Below are 21,032 nucleotides of genomic sequence, written 5' to 3' on the forward strand. Positions count from 1 at the left end.
TGAAAAGAGGGAATAACGGAACGGTTCCGGCTCATTGTCGCCCTCCCTTGGCGTGACGGGAAATTCCCTTACGGCGCGGGCGCCCAGCCCAGTCCGAGCGACTTTTCGACCGCGATGAAGCCTGTGGTGAGGTCCGCTCGCGCTGAAACCGCCGCAAGCTGCGCCTGGAGCGCCTGCCGCTCGGCGGTCAGGGCATCGCTGCGGCCGATGGTGCCAGCCTGCGCCCGCTGCTGCTGGAGCGAGGCCGAGCGGGCGGCCTGGCCTTGGCCTTCCAGTGCCTTGGCGAAGGTGATGCGCTGGCCGCCGAAGCGGGTGAGCGAGGTTTCGGCGTCCTGCAGCGCGCCAAGCACGCGGGCGCGGTAGGTCGCTTCGGCTTCGGCATAGGCGCCCTTGGCGTTGCGGATCTGCGCTTCGGTGCGGCCGCCGTCGAACAGGCTCCACTTCAACTGCGGCACGGCCAGGCCGATGATCTTCGAGGGATCGAAGATGTCGCCGATATTCTGCCCGCCAAGGCCGAGCAGACCAAGGAAGGAGATCTTGGGAAAGCGGTTGGCGATCTGCACGCCGACATCGGCGTTCGCGGCGGCCAGCTGGCGTTCGGCGATGCGCACGTCCGGGCGGCTGCGCAGCAGGAGCGCGGGGTCGCCCACGGCAACGCTTTCCGGCGGCAGCGGAACCGGGCCGGGGCTGGCGATCAGCGAATCGAGCGTGCCGGGTTCGCGGCCCGTCAGGACGGCGAGCTGGTCCGCCAGCACGGTGACGTCGGCGCGGGCCTTGGCGCGGTCGCCTTCCGTCTGGGCGCGCTGGCCGCGTGCCTCGTTGAGCGGCTGTTCGGGCGCGGTGCCACCGCTGAGGCGCGCCTGCGCCAGCTGCACCAGCTGGTCGTCGATCGCGGCCTGCCGGTCGAGCACGGAGAGCACCGCTTGCCGTGCCCGCAGCGCGACATAGGCGCGCGCGATTTCGGCCGAGAGCGTGACCTGCGCATCGGCCAGCCCGGCTTCGGCGGCGTCTGCCCGGGCGGAGGCGGCCTCGATCTTGCGGCGGGTGCCGCCGAACAGGTCGATCTCCCACGAAGAGTCGAAGCCGACATTGTAGACGTTCACGGAGTCGCGCCCGCCCGACTGGCCGTTCGAGCTGAACAGGCCGCCCGGTACGTTGAAGTAGGGCGCTGCCGCCGAGACATTCACGCTGGGCAGGATCGCGGTGCGATTGGCGGCCAGCCCGGCGCGCGCCTGCGCGATGCGGGCGTTGGCGATGGCCACGTTCGGCGATCCGGCCAGCGCATCGGCGATCAGGCCGTCCAGCACAGGATCGCCCAGAGCCTGCCACCAGCTGGCGGCGGGTGCTTCGGCGCGCGCGGCGGCGTCTGCCCGCAGGAATGCCCCGCGAGAAGCCGCATTGGACGCCACGTCCGGGGCGCCCGTGTAGTTCGGCCCGACTGTAGTGCAGGCGGACAGGAGCAGCCCCGCAACGAGCGCGGGAGCGAGGGTGAGGGCAGTCTTGCGTCGCATCAGTGCATCGCCATCTGGAAGCGGCCCTTGGGAAGGGGCCGGAGGAAAAGGATAAGCGGAACCACCGCGAGAATGCCGACCATCAGCGCGATGAATTCGTCGCTGAAGGCCATGACCAGCGCTTGGCGCAGGACCATGCCGTCGATCGACTGGACTGCCGCCGCCATGCCTTCGGGGCCGCCGCCAAAGCTGACGGCCTGGGCATTGACCCAGTCCTGCACCGCGGGATCGTTGGCGCCGAGCGAGGAATTGAGCGTCCAGTGATGATAGTCGAGCCGGCGTTCCTGCAAGGTGGCGAGCAGGGCGAGGCCAATCGACCCGCCAAGGTTTCGCGCGGCGTTGAACAGGCCGGAGGCATCGCCTGCGTCGTCGGAGGACACGCTGCTGATCGCCGCCTGGTTGAGGAACAGCATCGAAAGCGCCTGGCCCAGTCCGCGCAGAAGTTGCGACACGACGAAGTCCGAACCGTCGGAATTGACCGTCAGCGTGGTGTCGAGCCAACACGACATGGCCATGACCAGCATCCCTGTGGCCACCACCGCGCGCATATCGAAGCGGGTGATGAGCAGCGGGAACAGCGGCATCATCATCGCCGCCGGAATGCCTGACAGGAACACGATCTGGCCCGACTGGAACGCGTTGTAGCCGGCGATGGCGGCCAGGAACTGCGGGATCACGTAGGAGGTGCCGTAGAGCACCGCCCCGATCAGCAGGCCCAGCACGAACACCGAGGCGAAGGCGCGGTTGCGCAGCAGCGCGAGCTTCACCACCGGGCGCCGCGCGGTCAACTGGCCCACGCCGATCAGCACGAAGCCCAGCGCGGTGACGATGCTCAGCTGCCAGATCAGCGCCGACTGGAACCACTGTTCGCGGTTGCCTTCTTCCAGCACCACGGTGAGACCACCAAGCCCCAGCGCCATGCCGAGGATGCCCAGCCAATCGGCGTCGAACAGTTCCTGCAGCCGCATCCGCGTGCTGGGCAGGCCCACCAGCAGGAACACCATCAGGATCAGGCAGACCGGGATGTTGATGAAGAAGGCATAGTGCCACGACAGGTTCTCGGTCAGCCAGCCGCCCGCGAGCGGGCCGAGCACAGGGCCGAGGATCAGCGTGGAGCCGAACATGGCGGTGCCGATCGGCTGCTGGTGCCGGGGCAGGCGCGTGGCGATGATCGTCATGCCGGTGGGGATCATCGCGCCGCCGGTGAAGCCCTGGCCGATGCGGCCGACGATCATCATCGTCAGGGACGTGGAAAGGCCGCACATCACCGAGAACGCGGTGAACAGCGTGGCCGCGATCAGCAGGAAACGGCGCAGGCCGAACACGCGCTCCAGCCAGCCGGTGAGCGGAATGATGACGATTTCGGCAACGAGATAGGACGTGGCGATCCAAGTGCCTTCAGTGGCGGAGGCGCCGATCTCGCCCTGGATGGTGGGCAGCGAGGAATTGACGATCGAGATGTCGAGCGTGGCCATCAGCGCGCCGATGGCGCCGGCGAACACGGCCAGCCACGCGGACAGGTCCGCTTTCTGCGGCTGCCCGTAGCTGGCCGGCAGCGCCGGTTCGGCATCGCCGGGAAGGGGTGCGGCATCGCCGGGAAGGGCGGCGGCGCTCATTGGTGTGCGGGTGCCTTGTCCTGCTCGGCGCGGATCGCGTCGATGGCCTTGCTGGCCGACTTGGTATCGACCTCGACCTTGAGCGACAGGCCGGGGACGAGGACCTTGCGCGATTCAGGGCCGGCGTTGAGCCGGATGCGGACCGGCACGCGCTGCACGATCTTGGTGAAGTTGCCGGTCGCGTTCTGCGGCGGGATCAGCGAGAAGTTCGCGCCGGTGCCCGGCGTGATGCTTTCCACGACGCCGTGGAATTCGACATCCGGCAGCGCATCGACCGAGATGGTCACCGGCTGGCCGGGACGCATCAGGCCGATCTGCGTTTCCTTGAAGTTCGCCTCGACATAGATCGCGTCGGTGGGAACGATGGTCAGCAGGCGCTGGCCGGGCTGGACGAACTGGCCGAGCCGGACGCTGGAGGAAGCGACCTTGCCCGCGACCGGCGCGACGATGCGCGTGACCGAAAGATCGTTGCGCGCGGCCTGCTGCTGGGTGCGGGCGGATTCGATCTGGGCGGCGGATTGGCCCGCCTGCGCACGGATCGAAGTGACCTTGCTGCGCGCGGCGGCGACTGCCGATTGCTGGGCGCGGACCTGTGCGGCGGCCTTGTCGCGGTTCGACACCATCTGGTCGAGCGTCTGCTTGGGTTCAGCACCGGTGGCGACGAGCGGACGATAGCGGGCGACTTCGCCATTGAGATAGGCGAGGTCACGCTGCGCGGCCGACAGCGCGGCTTCGGCCTGTCCGACTCCGGCCTGCGCCTCGCCGATGCTGGCAAGCGTGGCGGTTTCGGTGGCGCGCGCGACATTGACCTGCGCTTCGGCCTGGGCGAGGCGGGTCTGATAGTCCGTGGGATCGACCTGGAGCAGCAGCGCGCCCGCCGCGACCGCCTGGTTGTCCTTGACGTTCACCGCGCGCACGTAACCGGACAGCTTGGAACTGATCGACACGCCGTCGGCGCGGACGTACGCATCTTCCGTCTCCTGGAGGAAGCGGCCGTGATTGCGATAATCGATGTAGCTGTACGCGCCATAGACCGCGCCCACCGCCAGCACGCCGAGGGCGATGCGACCGATCATGCGGCGCTTGCCGTTGGGTGGCCCGCCGTCCTGGATCTCGGTGTCGGCCACGGTCTGGGGCTGCGGGGCGGTTGGCTCGCTCATCGGGAATCCTGTAAATGAAACGAAATCGTTTCGTTCTGGACGGCGCAATTGGTCTCATTGCAAACCGGTTTCAAGTGCAATCTGGGAAACTGTCTTGTGGTTTTTGCAACTGCGAACGCCAGCGCCGTTGCGCGGAGTAACATTCGACATAACGGCCGGTTCCGGGACACTGCATCGATCGGTGTCCATTGATCGAGGTTTTCAATCAATCTGGCCGGAATAGATCATTGGAAATTGCAACATCGGGGGGCTAGCTCGAACCTCGTATCCCGCTTCACTCACCTACGACCACAAAGGAAATCGTATGTCTCTCGTCGGAACCTCGATCAAGCCGTTCAGCACGACCGCCTTCGTGCAGGGCAAGTTCGTCGATGTCAGCGAAGCCGACCTCAAGGGCAAGTGGGCGGTGTTCTTCTTCTACCCCGCCGACTTCACCTTCGTGTGCCCGACCGAGCTGGAAGACCTCGCCGACAAGTACGAGGAGCTGAAGGGCCTCGGCGTGGAAGTGTATTCGGTGTCGACCGACACGCACTTCAGCCACAAGGCCTGGCACGACAGCTCGCCCGCCATCGGCAAGATCAACTACTACATGCTTGGTGATGCGACCGGCACGATCACGCGCAACTTCGACGTGATGCGCGAAGGCCAGGGCCTGGCCGACCGCGGTACGTTCGTGGTCGATCCGGACGGCGTGATCCAGATCATGGAAACGACCTGCGAAGGCGTTGGCCGCAACGCCGAGGAACTGGTCCGCAAGATCAAGGCCGCGATCTACGTTCGCGAACACCCCGGCCAGGTCTGCCCGGCCAAGTGGGAAGCCGGCGCCGAAACGCTGGCCCCGTCGATCGACCTCGTCGGCAAGATCTAAATCCTGTTACCCTGCCGGGGCCATCGTGTCCCGGCATTCGGGCCGGGCGGCGCCTTTCCCCATTTCGGCGGCGCCCGGCCACCTCTTCCAGATCCCAACCGTTTTCGTTCCATCGCCCGGCCTTGCCGCGGCGCGCCTGTCGTCCTGCCCATAGGGAACCGTCATGCCAATTCTCGATGCTGCCACCACCGCCCAGCTGAAGGCCTACCTTGGCAACCTGCGCCGGCCGATCGAGCTGGTCGCCTCGCTCGACGACAGCGCCAAGGCCGCCGAGATGCGCGCGCTGGTCGAGGAGATCGCGGCGCAGTCGGACAAGGTTTCCGCGCGGTTCGATGGCAGCGACGCGCGCCGCCCCAGCTTCGCCATCCGTGCCGATGAAGGGCGTGCCGAAGCGGTGTTCGCCGGCCTGCCGATGGGCCACGAGTTCACCTCGCTGATCCTCGCGCTGCTCCACGTGGGCGGGCACCCGCCCAAGGAAGACGCCGAACTGCTCGACCAGGTGCGCGCGCTGGAAGGGCCGCTGCACTTCGAGACGTTCTTCTCGCTCACCTGCCAGAACTGCCCCGACGTGGTGCAGGCGCTGAACATCATGGCGGCGCTCAACCCCAACGTGACTCACGTCGCCATCGACGGCGCGCTGTTCCAGGACGAAGTGGAGCGCCGCAAGGTCATGGCCGTGCCGATGGTGTTCCTGAACGGCGAACTGTTCGGGCAGGGCCGCATGGATCTGGCGCAGATCATGGCCAAGGTGGATACCGGCGCGGTCGCCCGCGCGGCCGAGAAGATCAAGGCGAAGGAGCCGTTCGACGTGCTCGTCGTCGGCGGCGGCCCGGCGGGCGCGGCGGCGGCGATCTATGCCGCGCGCAAGGGCATCCGCACCGGCGTGGTCGCCGAACGCTTCGGCGGCCAGGTGCTCGACACCATGGGGATCGAGAACTTCATCTCGGTGCCGCACACCGAAGGGCCGAAGCTGGCCGCGCATCTGGAGCAGCACGTCAAGGAATACGACGTCGACGTGATGAACCTGCAGACCGCGACTGCGCTGAAGGCGGCGGGCACGGACGGCTATGCCACGGTCGAGCTGGAAAGCGGGGCCAGCCTGAAAGCCAGGACCGTGATCCTGTCCACCGGCGCCCGCTGGCGCCAGATGGGCGTGCCGGGCGAAGACGAATATCGCAACAAGGGCGTGGCCTATTGCCCGCACTGCGACGGCCCGCTGTTCAAGGGCAAGCGCACGGCGGTGATCGGTGGCGGCAATTCGGGCGTGGAAGCGGCGATCGACCTTGCCGGCATCGTCGCGCACGTGACGCTGATCGAGTTCGACGCGGTGCTGCGGGCCGACGCGGTGTTGCAGACCAAGCTGCGCTCGCTGCCGAACGTCACCATCGTTACCTCCGCGCTGACCACGGAGGTGCTGGGCGATGGCGAGAAGGTGACGGGCCTTGTCTATCGCGACCGCGATACCGAGGAACTGCACGAGGTGCCGCTGGAAGGCATCTTCGTGCAGATCGGTCTGGTGCCCAATACCGAGTGGCTGAAGGGCTCGGTCGGCCTCAGCCCGCGCGGAGAAATCGAGATCGACGCGCGCGGGGCAACCGATGTGCCCGGCGTGTTCGCGGCGGGCGACGTGACCACCGTGCCCTACAAGCAGATCGTCATCGCCATGGGGGAAGGCTCGAAAGCCGCGCTCTCGGCGTTCGATTTCCTCATCCGCCAGGGGGTCTGAGAAGCCGGCGCGCGTGAAAGGCCGGGGAAAGACGCGCGCCCAATCTTGCAGACTCGCGCCCCAGCCGCCAGAGCCGCGAGCGTGAGCGCATCCATCATCATCGGCGCCGACCGGTCCGGCGCCCCTGTCCGGATCGACGTCGAGGAACTGTTGGCGACCCGCCTGCTGGTGCAGGGCAATTCCGGGTCGGGCAAGTCGCACCTGCTGCGCCGCCTGCTGGAGGAAAGCGCCAGCCTGGTCCAGCAGGTGGTGATCGATCCGGAAGGCGATTTCGTCTCGCTGGCGGAGCCGTTCGGCCACGTGGTGGTCGACGGCGCGGCCTATGACCAGGCGGAGATCGCCAAGCTCGCCGCGCGCATCCGCAAGCACCGCGCCTCGGTGATCCTCGCGCTCGACGGGTTGGAACTCGAAGCGCAGATGCGCTGCGCTGCGGTGTTCCTCAACACGCTGTTCGATGCCCCGCGCGATGAATGGTATCCCGCGCTGGTCGTGGTCGACGAAGCGCAGATGTTCGCGCCCGCCGCTGCCGGTGACGTGACCGACGAAGTTCGCCGACTGTCGCTGTCGGCGATGACCAACCTGATGTGCCGTGGCCGCAAGCGCGGACTGGCGGGCGTGATCGCTACCCAGCGTCTGGCCAAGCTGGCCAAGAACGTCGCGGCGGAAGCCTCGAACTTCCTGATGGGGCGCACTTTCCTCGACATCGACATGGCTCGCGCGGCCGATCTGCTGGGCATGGAGCGCAAGCAGGCGGAGCAGATCCGCGATCTGGAACGCGGGCATTTCCTGGGCCTTGGCCCGGCCATCGCGCGCCGCCCGGTGGGAGTCCGCATCGGCGACGTGGCGACCAGCGCGCGCAACGTGGTGCAGGGGCTGATGCCGATGCCCAACGCTGCCGGCGCCGAGATGGAATCGATTCTGCTGGCCGAGCCGCTGGCGATGGAGCCGCCGCCGCGCGCGCCCGAGCCTGAGGCGCCGCCGATCGACAGCGACGAACTGCTGGAACAGATCGAAGGCACGGTGCCGGTCTCCGAACAGGTGGAGCCGCCGGTCGAGCCGAGCCTGTTCGCGCAGGAAGAAACCGCGGCCGACGTCGCCGCGATCCTGGCGGAAATGGCGGCCGAGCCGGACTGCACCTTCCAGCCGGCGGCGCAGCTCTACCAGGATTTTACCGTGCGCTGCCGGATGCAGCGGCTGGCCAATACCGGGGTCGATCTGGCGGTGTTCCGCCGCCGTTTCGCGATGGCGGTGGCGGGGATTCCCGACGATACCGAGCCGCGCTGGCAGGACGTGTTGCGGATTGCGCGCGGCGTGCCCGACGATCTGCTCGCGCCGTTCCTGCTGATGGCGACGGCGGCGGTGGAAGGCACCGCGTGCCCCGACGACGACAGGCTGGCGGAAGTCTATGGCACGCGTTCGCCGGGGCGCATCCGGCGTCTTCTTGAACATCTTGAGAAAAGCGGGCTGATCGTGGTGCGCACCGACTATGGCGGGCGGCGTTCGATCGGAATTCCCGACCTGGGCCTGACCACGGCACCCGTCGCGGGCTAGCGCAAAAAGGCGTTTGCCTTGGCAGTTCATTCCGTTCAGTTGCCGGCCGTTCACTTGCCCGACAGCCGTGGACGGCTAGGACGGCCGCTCGATTAGGGGAGATTGCAATGAAAGTCCTGCCTTTGATTCTTGGTGCTGCGGTTCTGGCGGTAACGGGTTCGGCGGTGGCCGGCGCGCAGACGGCCGGCGATCCGGCCAAGGGCAAGACCGTCTATGCACGCTGCGCCGCCTGTCACGATCTCAACACCGGCGCCACGCGCCTCGGGCCTTCGATGAAGGGTATTGTCGGTCGCAAGGCCGGGTCGGTGGCGGGCTTCAACTATTCGCCCGCGATGAAGGCCAAGGCCGTGACCTGGAACGCGCAGGCGCTCGACCAGTATCTGGCCGCTCCGGCCAAGTTCATCCCGGGCAACCGGATGCCGTTTGCCGGCCTGCCCAACCCGCAGGACCGCGCGGACCTGATCGCCTACCTCAAGCAGGCCGCGAAGTAAGCCGCGCTGCCCGGTGAAGGCCGTGCCCGCTTGAGCGGCGGGCCGGCCTTGCCTATGCCCCGCCCCGGAACAGGAACGGGGAGGGCAGGATGGCAAAAGATGGCTTTGGCGGGGCGCTCGCGGGTGTGCGCGTGCTCGATCTTTCGCGCGTGCTCGCCGGGCCGTGGTCGACACAGATCCTCGCCGATCTTGGCGCCGACGTTCTCAAGATCGAGCAGCCCGGGCGCGGCGACGATACGCGCAGCTGGGGACCGCCGTTCCTGCCCTTGCCGGATGGCGGCGAGGACCGGCAGGAAAGCGCCTATTACATCTGCTGCAATCGCAACAAGCGCTCGCTCGCGGTGGATATCGCCAGCGAGGGCGGCGCCGCGCTGATCCGGCGGCTGGCGGCCGAAGCAGACGTTCTGGTCGAGAACTTCAAGGTGGGCGGCCTTGCGCGCTACGGGCTGGACTACGACACCATCCGCGCGATCAATCCGCGCCTTGTCTATTGCTCGGTCACCGGGTTCGGCCAGACCGGGCCCTATGCCGCGCGCCCGGGGTATGACTTCGTGGCGCAGGGCATGGGCGGGTTCATGTCCGTCACCGGCGAGGAAGGCGGCGGCCCTTTGCGCGCAGGCGTGGCGATGGCCGATCTTTCCACCGGGATGTATGCCGCGGTCTCCGTGCTGGCCGCGCTGCGCCATGCCGAGCGCACGGGCGAGGGGCAGCAGATCGACCTGTCGCTGCTCGACACCCAGATCGCGATGATGGCGAACCAGGGTTCGTCGTGGCTTGTCGGGGGGATCAATCCTGGGCGCCTGGGCAACCGGCATCCCACGGTGGTGCCCTATCGCACGTTCGCGGTGGCCGATGGCGAGATCATCATCGCGGTGGGCAACGATGGCCAGTTCCGCGCGCTATGTGCCGAACTGGGCATGGCCGAACTCGGGACGGACCCCCGCTTCGCCACGGCGGCGGCGCGGCTGGTCAACCGCGATGCGATCGAGGGGCTGGTGCAGGAGCGCGTGCGCGGCGAGACGGGGCTGGCGCTGATCGATCGGCTCGTCGCGGTCAACGTGCCCGCCGGCCCGGTCAATTCGCTGCGCGACGTGTTTTCCGATCCCTTCGTCACCGCGCGTGAGACGGTGCAGTCGTTCACCCGCGCCGACGGGGCGACGATCCCGACCGTGGCGTTCCCCGCGAAACTGTCGGCCACGCCGGCCACCTACCGCGATGCGCCGCCGCGCGTGGGCGAGAACACGCGCGATGGTCTGGCCGATTGGCTGGGGCTGGGCGCGGACGAACTCGATGCGCTGGAGCGTTCCGGCGCCATTGTGCAGGGCGCTGCCGGCGGATAGGTTTTCGCGCCCGTCATACGTATGCGGCTGGACAAAGTCGCGCGCACGGCCATGACAGCGCGGTACAAAGGGCCGTCAACGCACGACCCGCGTTGAGGAGAGACCTGACCATGGCGCTTGCCCCGTCTGCCGCGAGCAGCACCGATCCGTCCCCCGTCGAAGGCGAGGGCGGCCACATCGATGCGCCCGAACTGCGCCTGTTCGTGATGGCGCTGTTCTTCATCTTCGGCGGCATCACCTCGCTCAACGACGTGATCATCCCGAAGCTGAAAGAGCTGTTCACGCTCAACTACATGCAGGCGATGCTGGTGCAGTCGGCGTTCTTCGCCGCCTACTTCATCGTCTCGATTCCCGGCGCGGCGCTGGTCAAGCGCGTGGGTTACATGCGCGGTGCGGTGATCGGGTTGCTGACGATGATGGCGGGCTGCCTGCTGTTCATCCCGGCCTCGGCCAGCGCCACGTTCGGCGTGTTCCTGCTGGCGCTGTTCGTGCTGGCGAGCGGCGTGACGATCGTGCAGGTCGTCACCAACCCCCTGATCACGCTGCTGGGCGCGCCGCAATCCGCGAGCAGCCGGCTGACGTTCGCGCAGGCGTTCAATTCGCTGGGCACCACGATCTTCCCCTATTTCGGCGCGATCGTGATCCTGGGCAGCCTTGCCACGGTCAGTGCGTCGCAGCTTTCGGGCGCGGCGCTCGATGCCTATCGCGTCGCGGAAACGCAGGCGGTGGTGCGCGCCTACATCGGGCTGGCGGTGGCGCTGCTGCTGATCGCGGGCGTGGTGTGGATGAACCGCAACCGTCTGAAGGGCGAGCGCCACGAAGGCGGCTCGGCGCTGAAGAGCCTCGACCTGCTCACGCGTCCGCGCTTCGCTTTCGGCGCGGCGTGCATCTTCCTCTATGTCGGCGCGGAAGTCTCGATCGGCTCGATGATCGTGAACTACCTCAAGCAGGCCCACGTCCTGGGCCTTGACGAGCAGAGCGCGGGCAAGCTGATTCCGCTCTACTGGGGCGGTGCGCTGGTAGGCCGGTTCGTGGGGTCTGCGGTGCTGCGGATGGTCAGCCCCGGCAAGGTGCTGGCGTCGAGCGCGGTGGGCGCGATCCTGCTCATCCTGCTTTCGGCCAACAGCACCGGCGCGCTGGCGGGCTATGCGCTGCTGGCGATCGGCCTGACGAACTCGATCATGTTCCCCACGATCTTCAGCCTTGCTTGCGAAGGCCTGGGCAAGCGTGCGGCCGACGGTTCGGGCGTGATCTGCGTGGCCATCGTGGGCGGCGCGGTGATCCCGCCGCTGACCGGCGGCCTGGCCGACAGCACGGGCAGCCTTGCCATCGCGCTGGCGCTGCCGGCGGCATGTTACGGTGTGATCGCGCTGTTCGGGCTTTATGCCCGGCGGCGGGTCGCGGCCGCGTAAGCTCTGGCGGATAAATCTACCGGGCGCGTTGACTTTTGCGGTCAACGCGCCATCTGATACCCCTATGCTATCGCAAAAGACGCGCTACACCATCCGCGCCTTGCAGCACCTGGCCGATACTTTCGGGCAAGGCCCGGTGCGGCTGGATGCGATTGCCGAGGCGCAGAATATCCCTCGCAAGTTCCTGACCGTGATCCTTTCGGAAATGGCGCGAGAGGGGATCGTCGTCTCGCAGCGTGGGCGCGAGGGCGGCTATGAACTGGCCCTGTCGCCGGTCGACATCCGTTATGGCGACATCATCCGGCTGACGCGCGGCAGCCTTGCGCTGGTGCCCTGCGCCAGCCGCAACGCGCACGAGACTTGCGCCAACTGCCTGCCCGAAGCCGAATGCCGGCTGCGCGGACTCATGCTCCAACTGCGCGACGAGATGGCGGCGATGCTGGACCGCGTCACGCTGGCCGATCCGATTCCGCTGGAACCGCCGTTCGAAGGCGTGGAGCCCGCAACCGCCTGAAAGCGAGGGCTGAACGGGCACGTTTCGGGCCTGTTTCGCGGACTTTTTTCGATGCACTTCGCGGCATCCTTGCAGCATCTTGAAGATGCACGCGAACTTCACTTGGCGTTCATCGGGCCGCTGGTTATAGGGCGGACATGACCCTTCCTGCTTCCGCCCGCGCTTCCCTGCGGCTCGTCGTCCTTGCCGCCGCAACCGCCGCTCTGGGCCTGACCGCCGGTTGTGCCGGCGGTGCGAAGTCGAAGAAGGACGTGGCCTATGTCGCGCGCGACGTGGACACGCTCTACGCTGCCGCGAAAGACCGGCTCGACCGGGGTAATCCCAAGCAGGCGGCGGCGCTGTTCGACGAAGTCGAGCGCCAGCATCCCTATTCGCCGTGGGCGCGCCGCGCACAGCTGATGAGCGCGTTCAGCTACTACGCCGCGCGCGACTATCCCAAGTCGGTGCAGTCGGCGCAGCGGTTCCTGTCGATCCACCCCGGCAACAAGGACGCGCCCTACGCCTATTACCTGATCGCGCTTTGCTATTACGAGCAGATCAGCGACGTCACGCGTGACCAGAAGATCACGCAGCAGGCGTTGAACGCGCTGACCGAAGTGTCGCGCCGCTATCCCAACACGGATTACGCCACCGATGCGAAGCTGAAGCTCGACCTTGTCAACGATCACCTCGCGGGCAAGGAAATGGAGATCGGCCGCTTCTACCAGCGCAGCGGCAAGTGGCTGGCAGGCACGCTCCGCTTCCGCACCGTGGTCGACAAGTATCAGGCGACCAGCCACACGCCCGAGGCGCTGTATCGCCTTGTCGAGAGCTACCTTGCGCTGGGCGTGCCCGAAGAAGCGCAGAAGGCCGCCTCCGTGCTGGGCAACAACTATCCCGGCAGCGAGTGGTACCAGAAGGCGTTCAAGCTGATGAACGACAAGGCGCCCGGCACTTCTGCCGTCTGACGCTTTGGTTCGGTTCTCCGGGCCGGCATTATCCGACGAAGAAAAGGGGCCGCTCCGGGCAAGGAGCGGCCCCTTTCAGTTTGCCCGTCGTTCAGGCGATTGGGGGGCGACGGGCGGTTCGAAAGAATCAGGCGGCGATCATCGGTTCGATGCGCGACGAGGCGGCGGTGGTCAGCGCGGACAGGAACTGGTCCGTGGCGCGGTCCCAGTTGTAGCTCGCGCCGTGGACGGCCGCGCCCATGCGATCGCAGCGCAGCGCTTCGGTGATGGCGCGTGACAGGTCTTTGTGAACAGCGCCCACGCGCATAGGCAGGTTGCTGGTCGCGCCGCGCCCTTCGGCCCCGATGATATCGAGCGGGCCGGGGACGGGGAATGCCGCGACCGGCACGCCGCAGGCCAGGGCCTCGATCATCACCAGCCCGAAGGTATCGGTGCGGCTGGGGAACACGAACACATCGGCTCCGGCATAGGCCCGCGCGAGCCTCTCGCCCGAAAGTGCACCGAGGAACGTGACGTGCGGGTACCGCGCGCGCAGCATGGCGAGGTCCGGGCCGTCGCCGACGACGACCTTGGAGCCTTCCTCCGGCGCATCGAGAAACGCGGTGAGGTTCTTTTCAACCGCGACGCGCCCGACGTTCAGCATGATCGGACCGGCAAGGCCGGCGTATTCCTCCAGGGGAGCGTGGCCGGGGTGGAACAGGTCTCCGTCAATCCCGCGCGACCAAAGCCGCGCGTGGCCGATTCCCTGCTGCGCGAGTTCGGCGGCCAGCGTGGGCGTGGAGACGAGGACCGCGTGGCTGGGGGCGTGGAACCGCCGCATCAGCGGCCAGAAGTGCGCCGCGTCGATCCCGGTCCGCACCGCTGCATAATCGGGAAAGCGCGTGTGGAAAGCGGAGGTGAAGGGCACGCGGTTGGCCTTGCACCAGCCACGCGCGCTCCAGCCGATCGGGCCTTCGGTGGCGATGTGGACGATGTCCGGCGCGAAATCCCTGAGCGTGCGGCGCAGGCCGAAGCGGGGGGCCATCGCCAGCCTGATTTCGTTGTAGCCCGGCAGGGCGAAAGTGAAGAACTGGCTGGGTGTGATCAGTTCCACGTCGTGCCCGCGCTGGATCAGCCGGTCCACGGTGGTGGCAAGCGTTCGGACGACGCCGTTGACCTGGGGGTGCCAGGCATCGGTGCAGATGGCGATCCTCATGCCGTTTCCTTCTCGCGCGTGGGGGCGGGCTGCGGATGAGCGGCCGTGGCGGTGGCCGCATGGTGCTTGCGGGTTTCGGCGGCCCAGTCGATGATCGACATCTCGCCGACGAAGTCCTCGACCAGCGCGGTGCAGCTTTCGACCCAGTCGCCGTCGTTGTAGTAGGTCACCCCGCCGATCTGGCGGATTTCGGCGCAATGGATGTGGCCGCAGACCACCCCGTCGGCGCCCTGGTCACGCGCGGCATGGGCCACGGCTTCCTCGAAGTCGCAGACGAACTGGACCGCGTTCTTGACCCGCTTCTTCATGTAGGCGGAGAGCGACCAGTAAGGCAGCTTGAACTGGCGGCGCACCGCGTTGACCCAGCGGTTGGCGCGCAGCAGCACTTCGTAGGCCTTGTCGCCCAGGAAGGCGAGCCAGCGCGCGTAGAGCACCACGCCGTCGAAGCCATCGCCGTGGGTGACGAGCAGCTTGCGCCCGTCCGCGGTGATGTGGATCGTATCGAGCGCGAGTTCCACACCGCCGAAGTTCATGCCCGCATAAGGGCGGAGCATTTCGTCGTGGTTGCCCGCGATCAGCACCACGCGCGTCCCGCGGTGCGCCATCTTGAGCACGCGGCGGACCACTTCGTTGTGCGCGTCGGGCCAGTACCAGCCCTTGGACAGTCGCCAGCCATCGACGATGTCGCCCACGAGGTAGAGCGTCTCGCATTCGATCGAGGCGAGGAAGTCCAGCAGCATAGGGGCGTTGCAGCCCCGTGTGCCAAGGTGAAGGTCCGAGATCCAGACCGTCCGCACCCGCCGCTTGGGACGGAAGCTGACGGGCTCGGGATGTTCCAGCCATGCGGGAATCGACGTGGCGAGTTCAGTGATGCTCGGCATTGCGGCGCTGGCCTTGTTGCGGCTTGCCATCGGGTGCCTCCTGGATCGTCTGGTCCTGCTCCGAATCTCCTGTCACAATCACGTTTCGTTCGCGTGGCACCCTGTCACACTGCTGCAACAGGCGCGGCGTGATGCCGGCAGCCGGCTTGTCCGGGCGAACAGGGGGAGAACGGATGGTGACGAAGCCGATGCGCCGCGCTAAGACCGGGGGCAGATGCTGACCGGCCTTTCCATTCGCAACGTGGTGCTGATCGAGGCGCTGGACCTGGCGTTCTCGGGCGGTCTTGGCGTGCTGACCGGCGAGACGGGCGCGGGCAAGTCGATCCTGCTGGATTCGCTGGGCCTGATTTTGGGCGACCGCGCCGACAGCGGGTTGGTGCGCGCGGGCGAAGATCAGGCCAGCGTGACCGCGACCTTCGAATTCGCCAGCCTTCCCGGGCCTTTGCGCGGCGCACTCGCGGATGCGGATATCGATGTGGAGCCGGGCGAGCCGCTCATTATCCGCCGGCGTCTGCGCGCCGATGGGGGTAGCAAGGCTTTCGTCAACGACCAGCCGGTGGGCGTGGCGCTGCTGCGCGAGATGGCCCGCAGCCTTGTCGAACTGCACGGCCAGCATGACGATCGCGGGCTGGTCAACGCGCGCGGCCACCGCACGTTGCTGGACCGTTACGCCCGGACCGACGTGGCGGCCGTGGCCGATGCGTGGGACAAGTGGCGCCGGGCCGAGGATGCACTGGCTGCCGCGCGGGCGCAGATCGAGCAGGCTGCCGCAGAGCAGGACCTGCTGCTGGCGCATCTTGCCGAACTGACCGCGCTGGAACCCGTGCCCGGCGAGGAAGAGGAACTCGCCGGCCAGCGCGCCACCATGCAGAAGGGCGAGCGGCTTTCGGGCGACCTTGCCACCTTGCAGCACTTGTGGACGGGATCGGATTCCGCGCTGGCCTCCTTGCGCGGCGCGGCCCGGCGGCTGGACCGGATCGCGCATGAACTGCCCCTGCTGGCCGAGGCGCTGGAGGCGCTGGACCGCGCGGTGATCGAGGCGGGCGAGGCCGAGGACAAGCTGGCGCAGGCGGCCGAGGCGCTCGCGCACGATCCCGCGCTGCTCGACCGGATCGAGACGCGGCTGTTCGATCTGCGCGCCGCAGCGCGCAAGCACCATTGCACGGTCGATGAATTGCCCGAGAAGATGGCCGCGATGCGCGCCGCGCTCGATGCGATCGAAGGCGGCGAGGCACAGATGGCCGGCCTTGCGCGGGCGGCGCAGGAAGCGGGCCTCGATTATCGCGCCAAGGCGGAATTGCTGTCGGTGGCACGCGCAGAAGCGGCGCGGCGGCTTGATGCGGCAGTGGCGGCGGAACTCGCGCCGCTCAAACTCGATGCGGCAAAGTTCCGGACCGCCGTGGTGCGCCTGCCAGATGACCGCTGGGGCGCGCAGGGCGTGGACGCGGTGGAATTCCTGATCTCGACCAATCCCGGCGCCGACTTCGCCCCGCTGGCCAAGATCGCCAGCGGCGGCGAGCTTTCGCGCTTCATCCTCGCGCTCAAGGTGGCGCTCGCGGAAGAAGGCGGTGCGGCCACGGTGATTTTCGACGAGATCGACCGGGGCGTGGGCGGCGCGGTGGCCAGCGCGATCGGCGAGCGGCTGGCGCGGCTGGCGCACGGTGGGCAGCTGCTGGCGGTAACGCACAGCCCGCAGGTCGCGGCGCGCGGCAACGCGCACTACCTCATCGCCAAGTCGAGCGAGGGCACGGTGACGCGCACGTCGGTCACGCTGCTCGATTCCGCGGGACGGCAGGAGGAAATCGCGCGGATGCTCTCGGGCGCGGAAATCACCGCCGAGGCGCGGGCGCAGGCGGACCGGCTGCTCGAACAGGCATGAGCATGGAAACGGGACACCCCCTCGACCGGCCGGTGTGGAATGCGCTGGGCGGGCGGCAGGCGTCGCTGGCCGTGGCGCGGGGCGATGTGCGCAGGCTCGATCCGGCTTATGGACCATTTGCCGCAGCGGCGCCCGGATGCAAGGCCGCACTGGCCGGGCTGCTGCACGACATTGCGGACGAGGTATGGCTGGTGGAGCCTGGCACGGTGCCGCCGCCACCGGGCACGAGAACGGTTCGCACCGCGCCGTTGTTGCAGATGATCGCGGATGGCGGGCTGCCGCTCGCGCCGCATGAGGCAGATATCGTTCCGCTGGGCGAGGGCGACGTGCCCGAGATGACCGCGCTGGCACTGGCGACCGAGCCGGGGCCATGGGGACCATCGACCTGGCGCTACGGGCAATTCTATGGCGTCCGCATCGACGGGCGGCTCGCGGCGATGGCGGGCGAGCGGATGCGCCCCGGTGATGGGCTGGCTGAAGTCAGCGGCGTGTGTACCTGGCCCGAATTTCGCGGGCAGGGGCTTGCTGCCCGGCTGATCCGCCGGGTCGTGGCCGGCCTGATCGCGCGCGGCGACACGCCGTTTCTGCACAGCTATGCCGGCAACGCTGGCGCGATCCGGCTTTACGAATCGCTCGGCTTCCGGCCACGCCGGGAAATGGTGGCGACGATACTCGGGAAGGCGGAATGAGCGTCGAGGGACTGACCGAAGCGGATGCGGCGAACGAGCTGATGCGGCTGGCGAAAGCGATCGCGCGGCACGACCGGCTCTACCACGCCGAGGACGCGCCCGAGATCACCGACGCCGAATATGACGCGCTGGTGCGCCGCAATGCCGAGATCGAGGCAGCGTTCCCGCATCTGATCCGCGCCGATAGCCCGAGCCGGAAGGTGGGACACGAGATCGCCGCCTCGCCGCTGTCGAAAGTGACGCACGAGGTTCGCATGATGAGCCTCGACAACGCTTTCAGCGACGAGGAGGTCGAGGACTTCGTGGCGCGCGTGCGGCGCTTCCTGGCGCTGCCGGCCGACGCCGAGGTGGCGATGACCGCCGAGGACAAGATCGACGGCCTGTCCTGCTCGCTGCGCTATGAGCACGGACGGCTGGTGCGCGCGGCCACGCGCGGCGACGGGCAGGTGGGCGAGGACGTGACGGCGAATGTCGCGCACATTGCCGACATTCCGCAGGAACTGCGCGGCGAGGGCCTGTTCGACGTGCCGGCGGTGTTCGAGGTGCGCGGCGAGGTCTATATGGCCAAGGCCGATTTCCTCGCGCTCAACGAAGCCCAAGCGGAGAAGGGTGAGAAGATCTTCGCCAATCCCCGCAACGCGGCAGCGGGATCGCTGCGGCAGAAGGACGCGAGCGTGACTGCGAGCCGGCCCTTGCGCTTCCTCGCGCATGGCTGGGGTGCGGCCAGCGACGTGCCCGAGACCACGCAGTTCGCCATGATGCAGCGCATCGCCCGCTGGGGCGTGCCGGTCTCCTCGCTGCTGGTGCGCTGTCATTCCGTGGCCGACATGACCGCGCATTACCGCGCCATCCAGCAGGCCCGCGCGGACTTGCCGCACGATATCGACGGCGTGGTCTACAAGGTGGACCGGCTCGACTGGCAGGAGCGGCTGGGCTTTGTCGCCAAGGCGCCGCGCTGGGGCATGGCGCACAAGTTTCCCGCCGAGCAGGCCGAGACGACGCTGGAAGCCATCGACATCCAGGTGGGCCGCACCGGCAAGCTGACCCCTGTGGGGCGGCTCAAGCCGGTGTTGGTGGGCGGGGTGACCGTGACCAACGTGACGCTGCATAACCGTGACGAGATCGGCCGGCTGGGCGTGCGCGTGGGCGACCGCGTGGTGCTGCAGCGCGCGGGCGACGTCATCCCGCAGGTGGTCGAGAACCTGACGCGCGACGAACCGCGCGAGGCTTATGCCTTCCCCGATCACTGCCCCGAATGCGGATCGGAAGCCGTGGCCGAGGAGGGCGAAGTGGACGTCCGCTGCACGGGTGGCCTCGTCTGCCCGGCACAGCGGACCGAGCGACTCAAGCACTTCGTCAGCCGCGGTGCGCTCGATATCGAGGGGCTGGGCGAGAAGACCATCGCCGAGTTCTTCGCGCTGGGCTGGCTGGAAAGCCCGGCAGACATCTACCGCCTTCGCAAGCGCCGCAGCGACATCGTCGGGCGCGAGGGGTGGAAGGACAAGTCTGTGGATAACCTGTTGGCAGCGATCGAAGCGAAGCGTTCGCCCGATGCCGCCCGGCTGTTGTTCGGACTGGGTATCCGCCACGTGGGCGCGGTGACCGCGCGCGACCTGATGAAGCGTTTCGTCACGCTGCCGGCGCTGCGCGAGACGGCACAGCGCGCGCATGGCGGCGATGCCGAGGCGGCAAGCGAAGCTGCGGGCGAACTGCTCTCCATCGAAGGCGTCGGTCCGGTGGTGGTCGAGGCGCTGGGCGACTTCTTCCACGAGCACCACAACGTCGAGGTGTGGGACGACCTCCTCTCCGAAGTCAGCCCACCCGACTACATCGTCGAAACCCGGGCCAGCGAAGTCGCGGGCAAGACCGTGGTGTTCACGGGCAAGCTCGAAACCATGAGCCGCGACGAGGCCAAGGCGCAGGCCGAGGCGCTGGGCGCGCGCGCGGCGGGCACCGTCTCCGCCAAGACCGACCTTGTCGTCGCCGGGCCGGGGGCGGGATCGAAGCTCAAGCAGGCGGAAAAGTTCGGTGTGCCGGTGATTGACGAGGCCGCATGGGCGGAGATCGTCCGCGCGGCCGGCTGAACGCGAAAAGGGGAACAACATGGCGCTGCACACCTGGTGGCTGTTCGTGGTCACCGTCTTTTTCGTCTCCGCGTCGCCGGGGCCGAATATGCTCCATGTGATGGCGCGCAGCGTCGAACTGGGCGTGGCCCGCAGCGTGGCGGCAATGGCCGGGTGCTTCGTCGCGGTGCTGAGCCTGCTCACCGCCTCGGCGCTGGGGCTGACCGCGCTGCTGCTGGCGATTCCCGGCGCGTTCGCGGTGCTGCGCGTGCTCGGCGCGGGCTATCTGATCTGGCTCGGTTACAAGGCCTGGACAGCCGAGGATGCCCCCATCGACATCGGCGAGGGCGAGGTTTCGCCGCAGCTTTCGACCTGGCGAATCTTCCGCACGGCTTTCGTCATCGGTATCAGCAATCCCAAGGCGCTGCTGTTTGCCGCGGCGTTCCTGCCGCAGTTCATCGATGCCTCGCGGCCCGAATTGCCGCAGTTCGGCGTGATGGTGCTGACCTTCGGCGTCATCGAGATCTCGTGGTATTTCGTTTACGCGCTGGGCGGTCGCTCGATCGCCTCGGCCCTGACGAGGCCTTCGCTCAAGACGCTGTTCAACCGGGTCACGGGCGGGCTGTTCGTGGCGTTCGGCCTCGCCATGCTGGGGTCTCGCACCTGACAATCACATAACGACAAGGGGATGGGGATGCTGGAAGAACTGGCGGCGCTCGGCGCCGAAGCGGGCGCGCTGCTCAAGGCGCGGGGGCAGACGGTCGCGGTGGTCGATGGCGCGACGGGCGGGCTGATCTCGGCCGGGCTGCTGGCGATGCCGGGCGCCTCCGCCTATTTCACCGGGGCCGGCATCGTCTACACGCTGAAGGGCCGGCGCATCCTGCTGGGGCATGAACCGGGCAGCCTGCGTCCCTATCGCTCGGCTACGGAAGCCTATGCGCTGCGGCAGGCGGAACTGATCCGTGCGCGGTTCGATGCCGACTGGGGCATTGCCGAAACGGGCGCGGCGGGGCCGGGCAAGCATCCGCTGGGGGTGGCATCGGGCACCAGCGCGATCGGTGTCGTGGGGCCGGACGGCGTCACCGCATCGGTGCTGGTCGAGACCGGCAGCGAGGACCGGCTGGGCAACATGCAGGCGTTTGCCCGGGCAGCGCTGACGCTGCTCCGGGACACGCTCACGTCACGTTAG

18 protein-coding genes are annotated in these 21,032 nt (G+C 67.8%); 13 read left to right on the forward strand and 5 right to left on the reverse strand.

Annotated features, from left to right (window positions below; translation table 11 throughout):
• Window positions 1–68: 68 nt before the first annotated feature.
• From OLX02_RS15050 to OLX02_RS15060, 3 genes are read right to left on the reverse strand one after another with little or no spacing between them, the layout of a single operon-like run.
• Window positions 69–1,511 carry an efflux transporter outer membrane subunit gene (locus tag OLX02_RS15050; RefSeq protein ID WP_264424167.1) on the reverse strand — a complete coding sequence of 481 codons (1,443 nt, stop codon included), beginning with the start codon at window positions 1,509–1,511 and terminating at the stop codon, window positions 69–71.
• Entirely contained in the window at window positions 1,511–3,127 is a 1,617-nt protein-coding gene (locus OLX02_RS15055; RefSeq protein ID WP_264424169.1) for an MDR family MFS transporter, read from the reverse strand. Before OLX02_RS15055 ends, OLX02_RS15050 begins: the two co-directional genes overlap by 1 nt.
• Window positions 3,124–4,287: an HlyD family secretion protein gene (locus OLX02_RS15060; RefSeq protein ID WP_264424170.1), complete on the reverse strand. Its 1,164-nt coding sequence runs from the start codon at window positions 4,285–4,287 to the stop codon at window positions 3,124–3,126. Before OLX02_RS15060 ends, OLX02_RS15055 begins: the two co-directional genes overlap by 4 nt.
• Before the next feature lie 304 nt (window positions 4,288–4,591).
• Between OLX02_RS15060 and ahpC the strand changes: the two genes are divergently transcribed.
• The 8 genes from ahpC (at window position 4,592) to OLX02_RS15100 (ending at window position 13,136) form a co-directional block, all read left to right on the forward strand.
• Window positions 4,592–5,155: an alkyl hydroperoxide reductase subunit C gene (gene ahpC, locus OLX02_RS15065; RefSeq protein ID WP_264424171.1), complete on the forward strand. Its 564-nt coding sequence runs from the start codon at window positions 4,592–4,594 to the stop codon at window positions 5,153–5,155.
• Between the two features lie 169 nt (window positions 5,156–5,324).
• The gene (gene ahpF, locus OLX02_RS15070) at window positions 5,325–6,881 is read left to right on the forward strand and encodes an alkyl hydroperoxide reductase subunit F (protein WP_264424357.1); all 1,557 of its coding nucleotides are present in this window, start codon (window positions 5,325–5,327) and stop codon (window positions 6,879–6,881) included.
• Window positions 6,882–6,962: 81 nt separating this feature from the next.
• A complete protein-coding gene (locus OLX02_RS15075; RefSeq protein ID WP_264424173.1) occupies window positions 6,963–8,432 on the forward strand; it encodes an ATP-binding protein in 1,470 nt (489 codons plus the stop codon).
• Window positions 8,433–8,539: 107 nt separating this feature from the next.
• A complete protein-coding gene (locus OLX02_RS15080; RefSeq protein ID WP_264424175.1) occupies window positions 8,540–8,923 on the forward strand; it encodes a c-type cytochrome in 384 nt (127 codons plus the stop codon).
• A gap of 89 nt (window positions 8,924–9,012) precedes the next feature.
• A complete protein-coding gene (locus tag OLX02_RS15085; protein WP_264424176.1) occupies window positions 9,013–10,263 on the forward strand; it encodes a CaiB/BaiF CoA transferase family protein in 1,251 nt (416 codons plus the stop codon).
• Window positions 10,264–10,373: 110 nt separating this feature from the next.
• Window positions 10,374–11,675, forward strand: a complete 1,302-nt coding sequence (locus OLX02_RS15090; protein WP_264424178.1) for a sugar MFS transporter — start codon at window positions 10,374–10,376, stop codon at window positions 11,673–11,675.
• 64 nt (window positions 11,676–11,739) lie between these two features.
• A complete protein-coding gene (locus tag OLX02_RS15095; protein WP_264424180.1) occupies window positions 11,740–12,189 on the forward strand; it encodes an RrF2 family transcriptional regulator in 450 nt (149 codons plus the stop codon).
• A gap of 137 nt (window positions 12,190–12,326) precedes the next feature.
• On the forward strand, window positions 12,327–13,136 hold the full coding sequence (locus tag OLX02_RS15100; RefSeq protein ID WP_264424182.1) for an outer membrane protein assembly factor BamD: 810 nt from the start codon (window positions 12,327–12,329) through the stop codon (window positions 13,134–13,136).
• A gap of 127 nt (window positions 13,137–13,263) precedes the next feature.
• On the opposite strand, the gene OLX02_RS15105 is transcribed toward OLX02_RS15100, so the two are convergent.
• Both OLX02_RS15105 and OLX02_RS15110 read right to left on the reverse strand, forming a co-directional pair.
• On the reverse strand, window positions 13,264–14,331 hold the full coding sequence (locus OLX02_RS15105; RefSeq protein ID WP_264424183.1) for a glycosyltransferase family 4 protein: 1,068 nt from the start codon (window positions 14,329–14,331) through the stop codon (window positions 13,264–13,266).
• Window positions 14,328–15,242: a UDP-2,3-diacylglucosamine diphosphatase gene (locus OLX02_RS15110; RefSeq protein WP_264424185.1), complete on the reverse strand. Its 915-nt coding sequence runs from the start codon at window positions 15,240–15,242 to the stop codon at window positions 14,328–14,330. Before OLX02_RS15110 ends, OLX02_RS15105 begins: the two co-directional genes overlap by 4 nt.
• Before the next feature lie 184 nt (window positions 15,243–15,426).
• Here OLX02_RS15110 and recN point away from each other — a divergent pair, with 184 nt between their 5' ends.
• The 5 genes from recN to OLX02_RS15135 are packed head-to-tail and all read left to right on the forward strand — an operon-like array spanning window position 15,427 to window position 21,032.
• Window positions 15,427–17,091 (forward strand): DNA repair protein RecN, encoded by a 1,665-nt coding sequence (recN, locus tag OLX02_RS15115; protein WP_264424186.1) that lies wholly within the window; start codon window positions 15,427–15,429, stop codon window positions 17,089–17,091.
• Window positions 17,088–17,780, forward strand: a complete 693-nt coding sequence (locus OLX02_RS15120; protein ID WP_319641255.1) for a GNAT family N-acetyltransferase — start codon at window positions 17,088–17,090, stop codon at window positions 17,778–17,780. The genes recN and OLX02_RS15120 overlap by 4 nt, the downstream gene beginning before the upstream one ends.
• Window positions 17,777–19,864: an NAD-dependent DNA ligase LigA gene (gene ligA, locus OLX02_RS15125; RefSeq protein WP_264424187.1), complete on the forward strand. Its 2,088-nt coding sequence runs from the start codon at window positions 17,777–17,779 to the stop codon at window positions 19,862–19,864. Before OLX02_RS15120 ends, ligA begins: the two co-directional genes overlap by 4 nt.
• A 19-nt stretch (window positions 19,865–19,883) precedes the next feature.
• Window positions 19,884–20,510 (forward strand): LysE family translocator, encoded by a 627-nt coding sequence (locus OLX02_RS15130; protein WP_264424189.1) that lies wholly within the window; start codon window positions 19,884–19,886, stop codon window positions 20,508–20,510.
• Window positions 20,511–20,537: 27 nt separating this feature from the next.
• The gene (locus OLX02_RS15135) at window positions 20,538–21,032 is read left to right on the forward strand and encodes a CinA family protein (RefSeq protein WP_264424190.1); all 495 of its coding nucleotides are present in this window, start codon (window positions 20,538–20,540) and stop codon (window positions 21,030–21,032) included.

Origin of the sequence: Novosphingobium sp. KCTC 2891 (assembly GCF_025938155.1) — a bacterium.
Classification (GTDB): Bacteria; Pseudomonadota; Alphaproteobacteria; order Sphingomonadales; family Sphingomonadaceae; genus Novosphingobium.

Bases quoted from the DNA above. Each gene is read 5' to 3' on its own strand.
- OLX02_RS15130 (WP_264424189.1), top strand. From the start codon at position 19,884: ATGGCGCTGCACACCTGGTGGCTGTTCGTGGTCACCGTCTTTTTCGTC.
- OLX02_RS15110 (WP_264424185.1), bottom strand. From the start codon at position 15,242: ATGGCAAGCCGCAACAAGGCCAGCGCCGCAATGCCGAGCATCACTGAA.
- recN (WP_264424186.1), top strand. From the start codon at position 15,427: ATGCTGACCGGCCTTTCCATTCGCAACGTGGTGCTGATCGAGGCGCTG.
- OLX02_RS15080 (WP_264424175.1), top strand. From the start codon at position 8,540: ATGAAAGTCCTGCCTTTGATTCTTGGTGCTGCGGTTCTGGCGGTAACG.
- OLX02_RS15090 (WP_264424178.1), top strand. From the start codon at position 10,374: ATGGCGCTTGCCCCGTCTGCCGCGAGCAGCACCGATCCGTCCCCCGTC.
- OLX02_RS15105 (WP_264424183.1), bottom strand. From the start codon at position 14,331: ATGAGGATCGCCATCTGCACCGATGCCTGGCACCCCCAGGTCAACGGC.
- OLX02_RS15100 (WP_264424182.1), top strand. From the start codon at position 12,327: ATGACCCTTCCTGCTTCCGCCCGCGCTTCCCTGCGGCTCGTCGTCCTT.
- ahpC (WP_264424171.1), top strand. From the start codon at position 4,592: ATGTCTCTCGTCGGAACCTCGATCAAGCCGTTCAGCACGACCGCCTTC.
- ligA (WP_264424187.1), top strand. From the start codon at position 17,777: ATGAGCGTCGAGGGACTGACCGAAGCGGATGCGGCGAACGAGCTGATG.
- OLX02_RS15095 (WP_264424180.1), top strand. From the start codon at position 11,740: ATGCTATCGCAAAAGACGCGCTACACCATCCGCGCCTTGCAGCACCTG.
- OLX02_RS15135 (WP_264424190.1), top strand. From the start codon at position 20,538: ATGCTGGAAGAACTGGCGGCGCTCGGCGCCGAAGCGGGCGCGCTGCTC.
- OLX02_RS15120 (WP_319641255.1), top strand. From the start codon at position 17,088: ATGAGCATGGAAACGGGACACCCCCTCGACCGGCCGGTGTGGAATGCG.
- OLX02_RS15055 (WP_264424169.1), bottom strand. From the start codon at position 3,127: ATGAGCGCCGCCGCCCTTCCCGGCGATGCCGCACCCCTTCCCGGCGAT.
- OLX02_RS15085 (WP_264424176.1), top strand. From the start codon at position 9,013: ATGGCAAAAGATGGCTTTGGCGGGGCGCTCGCGGGTGTGCGCGTGCTC.
- OLX02_RS15060 (WP_264424170.1), bottom strand. From the start codon at position 4,287: ATGAGCGAGCCAACCGCCCCGCAGCCCCAGACCGTGGCCGACACCGAG.
- OLX02_RS15050 (WP_264424167.1), bottom strand. From the start codon at position 1,511: ATGCGACGCAAGACTGCCCTCACCCTCGCTCCCGCGCTCGTTGCGGGG.